A 13701-nucleotide genomic window follows, 5' to 3' on the forward strand; every position below is an offset into this window, starting at 1 on the left:
AAAATCCTCTCCCTTGTGGAGAGGGTTAGGTTGAGGGGAAATCTATGCAGTCCCTCACCCCAGCCCTCTTGGGTAAAAACATTAATGAAGGTTAATACTATGAAAGCATTACATTTTGGCGCAGGTAATATCGGTCGTGGCTTTATCGGCAAACTGCTGGCGGACGCGGGGATACAGCTGACGTTTGCGGATGTAAACCAGGTCGTGCTCGATGCCCTGAATGCCCATCATAGCTATCAGGTTCATGTGGTGGGTGAAAACGAGCAGGTTGATACCGTTTCCGGCGTCAACGCTGTCAGCAGCATCGGCGATGATGTTGTCGACCTGATTGCCCACGTTGATTTAATCACTACTGCCGTGGGTCCGGTTGTGCTTGAGCGTATCGCTCCGGCCATCGCTAAAGGGCTGGTAAAACGTAAGGCGCAGGGCGTGGATGCCCCGCTGAATATCATCGCCTGTGAAAATATGGTGCGCGGCACCACACAGCTGAAAGGCCACGTAATGAACGCGCTGGCGGATGGCGATAAAGCCTGGGTTGAACAGCACGTCGGTTTTGTCGATTCCGCCGTGGATCGCATCGTGCCGCCATCTGCTTCTGCGACCAACGATCCGCTGGAAGTTACCGTCGAAACATTCAGCGAGTGGATTGTCGACCAAACGCAGTTCAAAGGCGAGCTGCCAAACATCCCGGGAATGGAATTAACTGATAACCTGATGGCATTTGTCGAACGTAAACTCTTCACGCTGAACACCGGGCATGCTATAACCGCGTACCTCGGAAAATTGACCGGTCATCAGACCATCCGTGACGCGATTCTCGACGAGAAAATCCGCGCAGTGGTCAAAGGTGCGATGGAAGAGAGCGGCGCGGTACTGATCAAACGCTACGGTTTTGATGCCGACAAACATGCGGCATACATTCAGAAAATCCTCGGTCGTTTTGAAAACCCGTATCTGAAAGATGATGTTGAGCGCGTAGGACGTCAGCCGCTGCGTAAACTGAGCGCAGGCGACCGTCTGATTAAACCGCTGCTGGGCACGCTGGAGTATGGTCTGCCGCACGTTAATCTGGTTACCGGTATTGCTGCTGCAATGCACTATCGCAGTGAAGAAGATCCGCAGGCACAGGAACTGGCCGCGCTGATTGACGAAAAAGGTCCGCAAGCCGCGCTGGCGCAGGTATCCGGTCTGGATGCCAACAGTGATGTGGTGGCGGAGGCGGTTAACGCATATAACGCGACCAAATGATAGAGAATGTGGCGCAGGTCAGCCTGCGCCCGAATGACAGATTGTCAGATATGCAGGCAATAATGGAACAAACGCAGGCCTTTGAAAATCGTGTGCTTGAGCGTCTGAATGCTGGCAAAACCGTACGCAGCTTCCTCATCACCGCCGTAGAACTGCTCACTGAGGCGGTGAATATCCTTGTGCTTCAGGTATTTCGCAAAGATGACTATGCGGTGAAATATGCCGTAGAACCGTTGCTCGACGGCGACGGGCCATTAGGCGATCTTTCGGTTCGCTTGAAGCTAATCTACGGTCTGGGCGTACTCAGTCGCCCGGAGTATGAAGATGCGGAGCTTCTGATGGCGCTGCGGGAAGAGCTGAATCACGACGGCAATGAATATGCGTTTACCGACGACGAGATTCTCGGGCCGTTTGGCGAGCTTCACTGCGTGACGGCACTCCCGCCGCCGCCACAGTTTGATACCTCAGACTCAGGTTTGCACGCCATGCAGATCCAGCGCTACCAGCAAATGGTACGCTCCACGATGGTACTTTCCCTGACCGAGCTGATTTCTAAAATCAGCTTAAAAAAAGCCTTTCAAAAATAAGTCCATGCAGGCTTATTTCTCTTCCTGCTGCGGTCGATACAGCTGTCGATAGTACGCCAGACGTTGCAGATACAGTTGCGCATTCTCCTGCGGTATTTCAGAAGGGACAACGTTGCGCGGCGGTGTTTTATTCAGATACTCGCGAAAAGCCTGGCTTGAGGCCATGAAATCAACAGTCTTATCAATAAGGACCGAAACATTCTCACCTATTTTCGCCATAATCTTCCCTCCTCCATGTATTAACCACGCTTAGCCTGCGCGGTTGATCATTTAAGTTTAGGATCGGTTGGGCGATTATATTGAGGAAAACGTGCTTCGCTATCAACCCGCCAACAGAAAGCGCCATGGCCGATCTTATTGCTTAAAATTCCTTATCAATCAAAAGCGTAATATTATCATTAGCTGATTAATACTTGCGGCATTTGATTATTTATCTTCGATTTGTTGTGAAGAATCCCGCTCTGCGCGCATACTATAGGATATACATTCTATTTTTATCAGAAGCTATCCTATGAAAGAAGTCGAAAAAAACGAAATTAAACGCCTGAGCGATCGTCTGGACGCTATCCGCCACCAGCAGGCTGACCTGTCGCTGGTTGAAGCCGCAGACAAATATGCCGAGCTGGAAAAAGAGAAAGAAACCCTGGAAACCGAGATCGCGCGCCTGCGTGAAGTCCACGGCCAGAAGCTGAGCAAAGAAGCGCAAAAGCTAACGAAACTTCCCTTCCGCCGCGCCATTAGCAAAAAAGAACAGGCCGACATGGGCAAGCTGAAGAAAAGTGTGCGTGGCCTGATTGTCGTCCACCCGATGACCGAACTGGGCCGTGAAATGGGCCTGAAAGAGATGACAGGCTTTGCAAAAACCGAGTTCTGATCTCCTGCCGGGCAACATCCGTTTGCCCGGTCTTTCCTGCCCCGCCAATTGGCCCTACCAATTATAACCAGATCCTACCATCACCTCACATTTCATTAAAATTCGCGTACAATAACGTTGCCAATAAATAACATCTGATTAACCATTCATTGTCATTACCCCTACACAACAATATTGGCAGGGCCACTTTTACACATAATGTGACGAAGAGATGAGCAAAGACTCATTTCATTATGTCTGAGGCCCCCAGGAGACCTGCAATGAATCTCTGGCAACAGAACTACGATCCAGCCGGTAACATCTGGCTTTCCAGTCTGATCGCATCGCTCCCAATCCTGTTCTTTTTCTTCGCCCTGATTAAGCTCAAGCTGAAAGGCTATGTTGCGGCGTCATGGACGGTGGTGATCGCTCTGGCTGTCGCCCTACTGTTCTACAAAATGCCGGTCGATCACGCTCTGGCCTCGGTGGTATACGGCTTCTTTTATGGTTTGTGGCCGATTGCCTGGATAATCATCGCAGCAGTATTCGTTTATAAAATCTCGGTAAAAACCGGGCAGTTCGACATCATCCGTTCATCAATACTCTCCATTACCCCAGACCAGCGTCTGCAAATGCTGATCGTCGGTTTCTCCTTTGGAGCATTCCTTGAGGGGGCGGCAGGCTTTGGCGCACCGGTCGCCATTACCGCCGCGCTGCTGGTGGGTCTGGGCTTTAACCCGCTGTACGCGGCCGGGCTGTGCTTGATCGTGAATACCGCGCCAGTCGCCTTTGGCGCGATGGGTATTCCGATTCTGGTTGCTGGTCAGGTTACCGGACTGGACAGCTTCGAGATTGGCCAGATGGTCGGTCGCCAGCTGCCGTTCCTGACGATTATCGTGCTGTTCTGGATTATGGCGATTATGGATGGCTGGCGCGGCGTGAAAGAAACCTGGCCTGCGGTAATGGTCGCTGGCGGCTCGTTTGCTATCGCCCAATACCTCAGCTCGAATTTTATCGGGCCGGAACTACCGGACATCATCTCTTCGCTGGTCTCACTGGTGTGTCTGACGCTGTTCCTGAAACGCTGGCAGCCGGTACGTATCTTCCGCTTCGGCGATATGGGTGCTTCGCAGGTCGATATGGACCTGTCGCGCACCCGCTACACTGCAGGGCAAATCATCCGCGCCTGGTCCCCGTTCCTGTTCCTGACAGCCACCGTCACGCTGTGGAGCATACCGCCGTTTAAAGCGCTGTTTACGCCGGGTGGCGCAATGTACCACTGGGTGGTCAATATTCCGGTTCCGTTCCTCGACAAGCTGGTAGCCCGTATGCCGCCAGTCGTACACGAAGCCACAGCCTACGCGGCGGTGTACAAATTTGACTGGTTCTCCGCGACCGGTACCGCGATTCTGTTTGCCGCCCTGCTGTCTATCGTCTGGCTGAAGATGAAGCCGTCCGCTGCGCTGCAGACCTTTGGCAACACGCTGAAAGATCTGGCGCTACCGATCTATTCCATCGGGATGGTGCTGGCATTCGCATTTATCTCTAACTACTCCGGGCTTTCATCAACCCTGGCGTTGGCCCTGGCGCACACCGGCAGCGCGTTTACTTTCTTCTCGCCGTTCCTCGGCTGGCTGGGGGTATTCCTAACCGGGTCCGATACCTCATCTAACGCCCTGTTTGCCGCCCTGCAGGCCACCGCAGCTCAGCAAATCGGCGTTTCGGATGTGCTGATGGTGGCGGCAAATACCACCGGCGGCGTGACCGGCAAGATGATCTCTCCACAGTCTATCGCTATCGCCTGTGCGGCAGTGGGATTAGTGGGGAAAGAGTCTGATCTGTTCCGCTTTACCGTGAAACATAGCCTGATTTTCACCTGTATGGTGGGGGTGATTACCACCCTGCAGGCTTATGTCTTAACCTGGATGATTCCATGATTGTGATGCCCAGACGCCTGTCAGACGAGGTCGCATCTCGTGTGCGGGCGCTGATTGAAGAACAACAGCTGGAGGCGGGCATGAAGTTGCCCGCTGAGCGCCAGTTGGCCGTACAGCTCGGCGTGTCGCGCAACTCGCTGCGCGAGGCGTTAGCAAAGCTGGTGAGTGAAGGCGTGTTGATCAGCCGTCGCGGCGGCGGGACGTTTGTTCGCTGGCAGCATGAAGCCTGGTCTGAACAAAACATCGTTCAGCCGCTGAAGACCCTGCTGGCGGACGATCCTGATTACAGCTTCGATATTCTGGAAGCCCGCCACGCCATTGAAGCCAGTACCGCCTGGCACGCAGCCATGCGGGCCACCAGCGCCGACAAAGAGAAGATCAGACTCTGTTTCGAGGCTACGCAAAGCGAAGATCCAGATCTCGCCTCACAGGCGGACGTGCGCTTTCATCTCGCCATTGCGGAAGCCTCGCATAACGTGGTGCTGCTACAGACCATGCGCGGTTTCTTCGACGTATTGCAGTCTTCGGTAAAACAGAGCCGCCAACGTATGTATCTTGTGCCGCCCGTATTTTCACAGCTTACAGAACAACATCAGGCCGTGCTGGACGCCATTATCGCCGGTGATGCCGATGGCGCGCGTAAGGCAATGATGGCGCACCTCAGCTTTGTCCACACCACGATTAAACAATTTGACGAAGATCAGGCCCGCCAGGCGCGTATAACCCGCCTGCCCGGTGACCCTGGTGAGAATAGCAGGGAGAACAACACATGATTATTTCAGCAGCCAGCGACTATCGCGCCGCAGCCCAACGTATTTTGCCCCCTTTCTTGTTCCACTACATTGACGGCGGCGCGTATGCAGAGCGCACTCTACGCCGCAACGTCGAAGACCTGTCGGAAGTGGCGCTGCGCCAGCGTGTGCTGAAGAATATGTCCGATCTGAGCCTCGAGACAAAGCTGTTCAACGAAACGCTCTCCATGCCCGTGGCCCTCGCGCCTGTCGGCCTGTGCGGAATGTATGCGCGCCGGGGCGAAGTGCAAGCCGCCGCTGCCGCTGACGCCAAAGGCATTCCGTTTACGCTTTCCACGGTTTCCGTATGTCCAATTGAAGAAGTCGCTCCGACCATCAAGCGTCCGATGTGGTTCCAGTTATATGTTCTGCGCGATCGCGGCTTTATGCGTAATGCCCTGGAGCGCGCCAAAGCAGCGGGTTGCTCCACGCTGGTCTTTACCGTCGATATGCCAACACCTGGCGCACGCTACCGTGACGCCCATTCCGGAATGAGCGGTCCCAACGCCGCGCTGCGCCGTTACTGGCAAGCGGTTACCCATCCGCAGTGGGCATGGGACGTGGGCCTGAACGGTCGCCCACATGACTTAGGTAATATCTCAACCTATCTTGGCAAACCTACCGGCCTTGAGGATTACATTGGCTGGCTGGCGAATAACTTCGATCCGTCGATTTCCTGGAAAGACCTCGAGTGGATCCGTGAATTCTGGGACGGCCCAATGGTGATCAAAGGGATCCTCGATGCGGAAGATGCCCGCGATGCCGTCCGTTTTGGCGCGGATGGCATTGTTGTTTCTAACCACGGTGGCCGCCAGTTAGATGGCGTGCTGTCTTCTGCTCGCGCGCTACCCGCCATTGCCGATGCGGTGAAAGGCGACATCACCATTCTGGCAGACAGCGGGATCCGTAACGGTCTGGACGTTGTGCGCATGATTGCACTGGGTGCGGATAGCGTGCTGCTGGGGCGTGCTTATCTGTACGCACTTGCAACCCACGGCCAGGCCGGGGTGGCGAACCTACTGAACTTAATTGAGAAAGAGATGAAGGTGGCGATGACCCTGACCGGTGCGAAATCGATTAACGAAATCAGCCGCGATTCGCTGGTACAGGAGCTGGGTCAGAATCTGCCTGCTGCATTAGCGCCTCTGGCCCAGGGTAGCGCTGCGTAACACTCTCCCCCCGTAAAATCGCGTTTTCTGCATGGTCGGCCTGTTCTCAGCCCGGCCATTTTTTATGCAAAAATAACGACCAGTTAACATTTACAACCAATATATTTGACAACTTTTTATCCACCTGCCAAATGTATATACAAGCTAATACAAGAGCGATTTATACAGATAACAACCATCATAACTGGCGAGGGTGACATGGCTTATTCCGGTAAAGTGAATATCCAGCAGGCGATAGACGACAGTCCTTTTTCACGCTTTCATTGGGTGATTATTGTCCTGGGCTTTCTGGTGTTAGCCATTGACGGCTTCGATACCGCGGCGATGGGTTATATTGCGCCCACGCTCTCTGCCGACTGGGGCATCCAGAAGCAGGATCTCGGGCCTGTTTTAAGCGCCGCATTATTGGGTCTCTCATTTGGCGCATTATTAGCCGGACCGATTTCCGATCGGATGGGCCGTAAGCGCGTTCTGGTCTTTTCCTGTTTGTTCTTTGGTCTCGCCAGTCTCGGCACCGCCTATGCACAGACGCTGAATATGTTAACGTTCTGGCGCTTTCTCACCGGGCTTGGACTCGGCGCGGCAATGCCTAATGCCATTACCCTTGTGTCAGAATTTGCGCCCAAACGCTGCCGTTCGATGGCAATAAACACCATGTATTGCGGCTTTCCGTTAGGGGCTGCGGGCGGTGGCGTCATCTCCTCCTGGCTGATCCCCAATTATGGTTGGCACAGCGTGCTGCTCGCTGGCGCAATCGCCCCGCTGACGCTCACTGTGCTGTTAGTGCTGTTCCTACCGGAGTCGGTTAAGTATTTGGTCCACCGTGGTAAAAGCGTTGCGCAGGTGAAACGTATTGCCCAACGCTTTATGTCGGGCAGTCTGGAACAGGTCACCCAGTTTTATCTGGATGAAGACAAGGTTACGGTCAAAAAAGGCAGCGTGGCGCAATTGTTCAGTATGCCCTGGCTGCCGGGCACGCTGATGCTGTGGATGACCTACTTTATGGGGCTGGTTATCTATTACGTACTGCTGAGCTGGATGCCAACCCTGATGTTGGGCATGGGCTATCCACTGGCGGAATCGGCCTGGTTAACTTCGCTGTTTACCTTCGGTGGTACGGCCGGGATCCTGCTTGCCGGTTGGTTAATGGATCGCTGGGAAGCACATAAAGTGGTATCACTCGGCTTTATTCTGACGATGCTGTTTGCCCTCGCCCTCGGTTTTGAGCATAACCATATCATCTTGTTCGGCGCCCTGATCTTCCTGATGGGGATTACCATGAACGGTGCGCAGTCCGGGCTACAGACGCTGGCTGCGACGTTCTATCCTACCCACTGCCGCGCGACGGGTATTGCGTGGATGCAGGGAGTGGGCCGATTCGGCGGCGTGGCCGGAACGATGATGAGCGCCCAGCTGCTTTCCCTGCAATGGCAGGCTGATAGTATCTTAATGTTCCTTAGCCTTCCCGCGCTGCTCGCTGCTGCGGCGACGATTTACAAACTGCAACGCTATAAACCGCACGCGCTGACCGTCGCATAGTACCCGCTCTTTCTGCTATTCTGCCCCCCGTCATTAAGGGGGCAGTATGCTTAACATCGTTTTATTCGAACCAGAAATCCCGCCAAATACCGGCAATATTATCCGTCTTTGCGCCAATACCGGCTTTCGTCTGCATATTATTGAGCCGATGGGCTTTACCTGGGACGACAAGCGCCTGCGTCGTGCGGGGCTGGATTATCATGAATTTACCGCCGTGCTGCGCCACCCTGATTACGCCGCCTTCGTCGCCGCAGAAAACCCGCAGCGTCTGTTTGCCCTGACCACCAAAGGTACGCCAGCGCACAGCGCGGTAAGTTATCAGGATGGGGATTATCTTATGTTTGGCCCGGAAACACGCGGTCTGCCAGCCAGTATCCTCGACGCTCTGCCGGCCGAGCAAAAAATTCGTATTCCGATGATGCCGGACAGTCGTAGCATGAACCTGTCAAATGCGGTGTCGGTGGTGGTGTATGAGGCCTGGCGCCAGTTGGGATATCCTGGCGCGGTATTACGGTCATAAAAGAATTCAATGCCGGATGGCGGCTACGCCTTATCCGGCCTACAAATACCACGTAGGCCCGGTAAACGCAGCGCCACCGTGCATGGCTCGAAATCAGATGCCATCGCCGTATTCGAAAGTATGATGTATCCCGTTGAAATGCTGATCCATATCCATAGACGGCTTATCGCTGTCAGGCTTGCCGACGATACGTGCCGGAACGCCTGCGGCGGTAGTGTGCGGCGGTACGGGTTGTAAAACAACGGAACCCGCGCCAATCTTCGCGCCGCGCCCGACTTCAATGTTGCCGAGAATTTTCGCGCCCGCGCCAATCATCACCCCTTCACGAATTTTTGGATGACGATCGCCGCCCGCTTTACCAGTCCCGCCAAGCGTGACGGATTGCAAAATAGAGACATCGTTTTCAATTACAGCGGTTTCACCCACCACAATACCGGTGGCGTGATCGAGCATAATCCCACGGCCAATTTTTGCCGCCGGATGAATATCTACCTGGAAAGAAACAGATACCTGATTTTGCAGGAAGATTGCCAGCGCCTGACGCCCCTGATGCCATAGCCAGTGGCCGATGCGGTAGGCCTGAAGCGCATGAAAGCCCTTCAGATACAGAAGTGGGGTGGAATATTTGTCGACGGCCGGGTCGCGCGTGCGTACCGCCTGGATATCACAAGCCGCCGAAGCAATCATTTCAGGATCGGCCGCATATGCCTCTTCCACGACTTCGCGAATCGCAATGGCAGGCATGATTGGAGACGCGAGCTTATTCGCCAGCATATAGCTCAGCGCGCTGCCGAGGTTTTCATGCTTGAGCAGCGTTGCGTGGTAAAAACTGGCCAGCATAGGCTCACATTCCGCCAGTGCCCGGGCTTCCGCTTTAATGTTTTTCCAGACGATATCCAGTTCTTCACACGGCATTGCGTACTCCAGAAGGTAGCAAAACGACCGACCCGTTCTTCGCGGGTCGGGTCGTTATTATTCAACAGTTCCTTACAGCTAGTGGCGACTCAGCTCGTCCTTGCGCGCACGGCCTAATAACGTTAATGCTGCCTCGCGCGCGTTTTTTCCGCAATACAATACTTGATAAATTTCCTCGGTTATTGGCATCTCAACACCAAAACGGTGCGCCAATTCACGAACTTCTTTCGTATTGCGGTAGCCTTCCACCACCTGACCAATCTTGTCCTGCGCACCCTGCACGTCCATCCCCTGGCCGAGCATCATGCCAAATCGACGGTTGCGCGACTGGTTGTCGGTACAGGTCAGCACCAGATCGCCTAAACCCGCCATCCCCATAAAGGTGGCAGGATCGGCACCCAGCGCCGCGCCAAGACGCGACATTTCGGTCAGTCCACGGGTGATCAATGCGGTTCGCGCATTTGCGCCAAAACCGATGCCGTCAGACATCCCCGCACCAATCGCAATGACGTTTTTCACCGCGCCACCAAGCTGCACGCCAATGAAATCCGGGTTGCTATAAACGCGGAAGCTTTTGCCGCAGTGCAGCAACTGCTGGAGATCGTCAGCGAAAGTATCGTCCGTTGAGGCCAGAGAAATCGCCGTCGGCATACCCGCCGCCAGCTCTTTGGCAAACGTCGGGCCTGAGATGACCGCCAATGGAATCGCATCTCCCAGCGCTTCACGCGCCACATCCTGCAGCAGGCGTCCCGTTTCTGCTTCCAGACCTTTTGTCGCCCAGACCAGACGCGCATCAGGACGCATTAGCGGTTTGATGTTACGCAGCACTTCGCCAAAGACGTGGCTCGGCACCACCACCAGAATATTACGGCTGGCGGCCAGCGCAGTGGCTAAATCACTTTCCAGGCGCAGCGTGTCGGGAAAAGGCACATCAGGGAGGAACGCGACGTTGCAGCGATCGTGCTCAAGGGTCGCGATATGTTTTGGATCATGGCCCCACAGCACAACCTGATGGCCATTTCTTGCCAGGGTAATAGCAAGAGCGGTGCCGTACGAGCCGGCACCAATCACAGTCATTGAAGCATTACTTTGGTTCATCAGGCATCCTGATGTTCTTCAGTACCTTCGCCAGCCTGCTGCTGTAAATAGTTCATGAACAGCGCATCAAAGTTGACCGGCGCAAGGTTCAGTTGCGGGAACGTACCGCGTGAAACCAGACTGGTGATGCATTCGCGGGCATACGGGAACAGAATGTTCGGGCAGTATGCGCCCAGGCAATGCGCCATCTGAGTCCCTTCGATACCACTGATGGAGAAAATACCGCCCTGCTGAACTTCACACAGGAACGCCGTTTCTTCGCCAAGAGAAGCCGTTACGGTGACACGCAGCACTACTTCATACACGTCATCTGCCAGTTGGGTAGATGCGGTATCAAGATCAAGTTTAACCTCTGGCTGCCAATCTTTCTGGAAAACATGCGGTGCATTTGGCGCTTCGAAAGATACATCCTTGGTATAGATACGTTGGATCTGGAAAGCCATTTCAGTGTTATTTTGTTCTGACATGTTTAGAAAACCCTTAGTGTTGTCCTTTAAATACTTTCAGTACGCCTTATCGCAGCAGGGGATCCAGTCCACCACGCGCATCCAACGCATACAAGTCGTCACAACCGCCAATGTGCTGTGCATCAATAAAAATCTGCGGAACCGTCGTACGGCCACTGCGTTTGATCATCTCTTCACGCTTTACGGCATCGCCGTCAATCGGAAGTTCCTGGAAACTCACACCCTTGCTGTTCAACAGCGCTTTTGCGCGATGGCAAAACGGGCAGGTTGCTTTGGTATAGATCTCAATATTGGCCATGACTTATCTCCAGTGTTCTTTTTACCCAGCGGCATGAAAGAAGACGGGTAAATTACTTGCCGCGAACCAGTGGCAGATTCTCACCACTCCAGCCCGCTACGCCGTCTTTCAGTACGGATACCTGCTCAAAACCGGCTTTAATCAGCGCAGTTGCTGAATCCTGGCACTGCATGCCTGAACCATCAACCACAATCACAGGTTTGTTTTTGTGTTTTTCAAGTTCGCCAAAATTGTTGGCTTTGATTTCGCTCGGCAGCAGGTTAGTGGAGCCTGCGATATGGCCTTTGCGGAAGTCGTCGCGCTGGCGTAAATCCACAACAACGGCATCTTCTTTGTTGATGAGACGTGTAGCTTCGCCGCGAGTAATCACCTTCACTTTTGAGGTCAGGCTCTTAAACGTGGTAAATAATACAGCCGCCAGTAACGCAATCCAGGCGATACTCAAGACAGGGTGGCGACTAACAAATTGCATAATTTCTTGCATGGGGGGTAACAACTCCCGACTCAGTGATTAAAAAAACCAGGAAAGGAGTATACCTGCGCGTTGGCGCAAATACAGCCAGAGCGTGCATTGGATTGCATTTTTGCGGGGCGCTACGGAAAAAAAAATGTAAATCGGTGTTCCCCCTGGCACGCGATCCCCCATTATTTGATCTTCGGGGGCTACTTTATCGATTCAGCTGTAGTAAAATTACGCAATTATTTTTTATCTATTGAGTGTGAGGTTGTCGCAATGTCGGTTTCTAAAAAACCTATGGTACTGGTGATTCTGGATGGCTACGGCTATCGCGAAGACAGCCAGGATAACGCCATTTTTAGTGCTAAAACCCCGGTAATGGATGCACTGTGGGCAAAACGTCCGCATACCCTGATTGATGCGTCTGGTCTGGAAGTCGGCCTGCCCGATCGCCAGATGGGCAACTCCGAAGTGGGTCACGTCAACCTGGGCGCGGGCCGTATCGTGTATCAGGACCTTACCCGTCTGGATGTCGAAATCAAAGAACGTACTTTCTTCGCTAACCCGGTGCTGACCCACGCGGTCGACCAGGCAAAAAATGCCGGAAAAGCGGTACATATCATGGGTCTGCTCTCTGCTGGCGGCGTTCACAGCCACGAAGATCACATCATGGCGATGGTAGAGCTGGCCGCTGAACGCGGTGCGGAAAAAATCTATCTGCACGCTTTCCTTGATGGTCGTGATACCCCGCCGCGCAGCGCTGAACATTCACTGCAGAAATTCGAAGAGAAATTTGCCGCGCTGGGCAAAGGTCGCGTAGCGTCCATCATCGGTCGTTACTACGCTATGGACCGCGACAACCGTTGGGATCGCGTAGAACAGGCTTACGATCTGATGACGCTGGCAAAGGGCGAGTTCCAGTTCGCTACGGCGGTTGAAGGCCTGCAGGCTGCTTATGCCCGCGACGAAAACGACGAATTCGTCAAAGCGACCGTGATCCGTGCCGAAGGTCAGGCAGATGCAGCTATGGAAGACGGCGATACGCTGATTTTCATGAACTTCCGTGCTGACCGTGCGCGTGAAATCACTCGCGCATTTGTTAACGCTGACTTCGATGGCTTCGCCCGTAAGAAAGTCGTTAACCTCAACTTTGTGATGCTGACCGAATACGCGGCAGACATCAAAACTGCGGTTGCTTACCCACCAGCATCTCTGGCCAACACCTTTGGCGAGTGGATGGCGAAGAACGAAAAAACGCAGCTGCGTATTTCCGAAACTGAAAAATATGCGCACGTAACCTTCTTCTTCAACGGCGGTGTAGAAGAGCCGTTCAAAGGCGAAGACCGTATTCTAATCAACTCGCCGAAAGTCGCTACCTACGATCTGCAGCCGGAAATGAGTTCTGCTGAACTGACCGAGAAGCTGGTTGCAGCGATTGAGAGTGGTAAATACGACACCATCATTTGTAACTATCCGAACGGCGACATGGTTGGCCACACCGGGGTGATGGAAGCAGCGGTTAAAGCGGTTGAAGCGCTGGACCATTGCGTTGAGCAGGTAGCAAAAGCCGTTGAATCCGTTGGTGGACAGCTGCTGATCACCGCAGACCACGGTAACGCAGAGCAAATGCGCGATCCGTCTACTGGCCAGGCGCATACCGCGCATACCAACCTGCCTGTTCCGCTGATTTATGTCGGTGGTAAAAACGTAAAAGCGGTCGAAGGCGGTAAACTTTCGGATATCGCCCCGACGATGCTGACGCTGATGGGTATGGAAATCCCGCAAGAGATGACTGGTAAGCCGCTGTTCATCGTGGAATAAT

General features: G+C 53.7%; 15 protein-coding genes. 9 read left to right on the forward strand and 6 right to left on the reverse strand.

What is annotated here, in order from left to right; all coding sequences use genetic code 11:
* Positions 1-99: 99 nt before the first annotated feature.
* Together mtlD and mtlR are read left to right on the forward strand one after the other, a co-directional pair.
* Positions 100-1248, forward strand: a complete 1149-nt coding sequence (mtlD, locus tag FHD02_RS01250; RefSeq protein ID WP_220393471.1) for a mannitol-1-phosphate 5-dehydrogenase — start codon at positions 100-102, stop codon at positions 1246-1248.
* A complete protein-coding gene (gene mtlR, locus FHD02_RS01255) occupies positions 1245-1835 on the forward strand; it encodes a mannitol operon repressor MtlR (protein ID WP_005120486.1) in 591 nt (196 codons plus the stop codon). Before mtlD ends, mtlR begins: the two co-directional genes overlap by 4 nt.
* A 12-nt stretch (positions 1836-1847) precedes the next feature.
* Here the strand turns inward: mtlR and FHD02_RS01260 are convergent, their stop codons facing one another.
* Complete coding sequence (locus FHD02_RS01260) at positions 1848-2054, reverse strand: hypothetical protein (protein ID WP_003827334.1); 207 nt, start codon at positions 2052-2054, stop codon at positions 1848-1850.
* Between the two features lie 292 nt (positions 2055-2346).
* On the opposite strand from FHD02_RS01260, the gene FHD02_RS01265 reads away from it, so the two are divergent.
* From FHD02_RS01265 to trmL, 6 genes are all read left to right on the forward strand, one after another.
* Positions 2347-2709, forward strand: coding sequence for a YibL family ribosome-associated protein (locus tag FHD02_RS01265; protein ID WP_042311608.1), 363 nt, complete (start codon positions 2347-2349; stop codon positions 2707-2709).
* A 260-nt stretch (positions 2710-2969) separates the two neighbouring features.
* A complete protein-coding gene (gene lldP, locus FHD02_RS01270) occupies positions 2970-4625 on the forward strand; it encodes an L-lactate permease (RefSeq protein WP_220393472.1) in 1656 nt (551 codons plus the stop codon).
* Positions 4622-5398 carry a transcriptional regulator LldR gene (gene lldR, locus FHD02_RS01275; RefSeq protein ID WP_079225820.1) on the forward strand — a complete coding sequence of 259 codons (777 nt, stop codon included), beginning with the start codon at positions 4622-4624 and terminating at the stop codon, positions 5396-5398. Before lldP ends, lldR begins: the two co-directional genes overlap by 4 nt.
* A complete protein-coding gene (lldD, locus tag FHD02_RS01280) occupies positions 5395-6585 on the forward strand; it encodes an FMN-dependent L-lactate dehydrogenase LldD (RefSeq protein ID WP_220393473.1) in 1191 nt (396 codons plus the stop codon). Before lldR ends, lldD begins: the two co-directional genes overlap by 4 nt.
* A 198-nt stretch (positions 6586-6783) precedes the next feature.
* A complete protein-coding gene (locus FHD02_RS01285; RefSeq protein WP_137361677.1) occupies positions 6784-8124 on the forward strand; it encodes an aromatic acid/H+ symport family MFS transporter in 1341 nt (446 codons plus the stop codon).
* 46 nt (positions 8125-8170) lie between these two features.
* Positions 8171-8644: a tRNA (uridine(34)/cytosine(34)/5-carboxymethylaminomethyluridine(34)-2'-O)-methyltransferase TrmL gene (trmL, locus tag FHD02_RS01290; RefSeq protein ID WP_003827329.1), complete on the forward strand. Its 474-nt coding sequence runs from the start codon at positions 8171-8173 to the stop codon at positions 8642-8644.
* Between the two features lie 93 nt (positions 8645-8737).
* Here trmL and cysE read toward each other — a convergent pair whose 3' ends face one another.
* The 5 genes from cysE to FHD02_RS01315 form a co-directional block, all read right to left on the reverse strand.
* Positions 8738-9559 carry a serine O-acetyltransferase gene (gene cysE / locus FHD02_RS01295; RefSeq protein WP_016154965.1) on the reverse strand — a complete coding sequence of 274 codons (822 nt, stop codon included), beginning with the start codon at positions 9557-9559 and terminating at the stop codon, positions 8738-8740.
* Positions 9560-9637: 78 nt separating this feature from the next.
* Entirely contained in the window at positions 9638-10657 is a 1020-nt protein-coding gene (gpsA, locus tag FHD02_RS01300) for an NAD(P)H-dependent glycerol-3-phosphate dehydrogenase (protein WP_137365854.1), read from the reverse strand.
* Positions 10657-11124 carry a protein-export chaperone SecB gene (gene secB / locus FHD02_RS01305; protein WP_003024155.1) on the reverse strand — a complete coding sequence of 156 codons (468 nt, stop codon included), beginning with the start codon at positions 11122-11124 and terminating at the stop codon, positions 10657-10659. Before secB ends, gpsA begins: the two co-directional genes overlap by 1 nt.
* A 46-nt stretch (positions 11125-11170) precedes the next feature.
* Positions 11171-11422, reverse strand: a complete 252-nt coding sequence (gene grxC, locus FHD02_RS01310) for a glutaredoxin 3 (protein WP_003024152.1) — start codon at positions 11420-11422, stop codon at positions 11171-11173.
* 52 nt (positions 11423-11474) lie between these two features.
* Positions 11475-11906, reverse strand: a complete 432-nt coding sequence (locus FHD02_RS01315) for a rhodanese-like domain-containing protein (protein ID WP_003024148.1) — start codon at positions 11904-11906, stop codon at positions 11475-11477.
* Positions 11907-12155: 249 nt separating this feature from the next.
* On the opposite strand from FHD02_RS01315, the gene gpmM reads away from it, so the two are divergent.
* Positions 12156-13700, forward strand: coding sequence for a 2,3-bisphosphoglycerate-independent phosphoglycerate mutase (gpmM, locus tag FHD02_RS01320; protein WP_042311597.1), 1545 nt, complete (start codon positions 12156-12158; stop codon positions 13698-13700).
* Position 13701 lies beyond the last annotated feature (1 nt).

The sequence above is a fragment of the Citrobacter sp. EC_71 genome (assembly GCF_019584005.1).
In the GTDB taxonomy this organism is placed as follows: Bacteria; Pseudomonadota; Gammaproteobacteria; order Enterobacterales; family Enterobacteriaceae; genus Citrobacter; species Citrobacter werkmanii.

Coding starts and splice junctions, on each gene's coding strand:
- mtlD (WP_220393471.1), top strand. CDS start 100: ATGAAAGCATTACATTTTGGCGCAGGTAATATCGGTCGTGGCTTTATC.
- mtlR (WP_005120486.1), top strand. CDS start 1,245: ATGATAGAGAATGTGGCGCAGGTCAGCCTGCGCCCGAATGACAGATTG.
- FHD02_RS01260 (WP_003827334.1), bottom strand. CDS start 2,054: ATGGCGAAAATAGGTGAGAATGTTTCGGTCCTTATTGATAAGACTGTT.
- FHD02_RS01265 (WP_042311608.1), top strand. CDS start 2,347: ATGAAAGAAGTCGAAAAAAACGAAATTAAACGCCTGAGCGATCGTCTG.
- lldP (WP_220393472.1), top strand. CDS start 2,970: ATGAATCTCTGGCAACAGAACTACGATCCAGCCGGTAACATCTGGCTT.
- lldR (WP_079225820.1), top strand. CDS start 4,622: ATGATTGTGATGCCCAGACGCCTGTCAGACGAGGTCGCATCTCGTGTG.
- lldD (WP_220393473.1), top strand. CDS start 5,395: ATGATTATTTCAGCAGCCAGCGACTATCGCGCCGCAGCCCAACGTATT.
- FHD02_RS01285 (WP_137361677.1), top strand. CDS start 6,784: ATGGCTTATTCCGGTAAAGTGAATATCCAGCAGGCGATAGACGACAGT.
- trmL (WP_003827329.1), top strand. CDS start 8,171: ATGCTTAACATCGTTTTATTCGAACCAGAAATCCCGCCAAATACCGGC.
- cysE (WP_016154965.1), bottom strand. CDS start 9,559: ATGCCGTGTGAAGAACTGGATATCGTCTGGAAAAACATTAAAGCGGAA.
- gpsA (WP_137365854.1), bottom strand. CDS start 10,657: ATGAACCAAAGTAATGCTTCAATGACTGTGATTGGTGCCGGCTCGTAC.
- secB (WP_003024155.1), bottom strand. CDS start 11,124: ATGTCAGAACAAAATAACACTGAAATGGCTTTCCAGATCCAACGTATC.
- grxC (WP_003024152.1), bottom strand. CDS start 11,422: ATGGCCAATATTGAGATCTATACCAAAGCAACCTGCCCGTTTTGCCAT.
- FHD02_RS01315 (WP_003024148.1), bottom strand. CDS start 11,906: ATGCAAGAAATTATGCAATTTGTTAGTCGCCACCCTGTCTTGAGTATC.
- gpmM (WP_042311597.1), top strand. CDS start 12,156: ATGTCGGTTTCTAAAAAACCTATGGTACTGGTGATTCTGGATGGCTAC.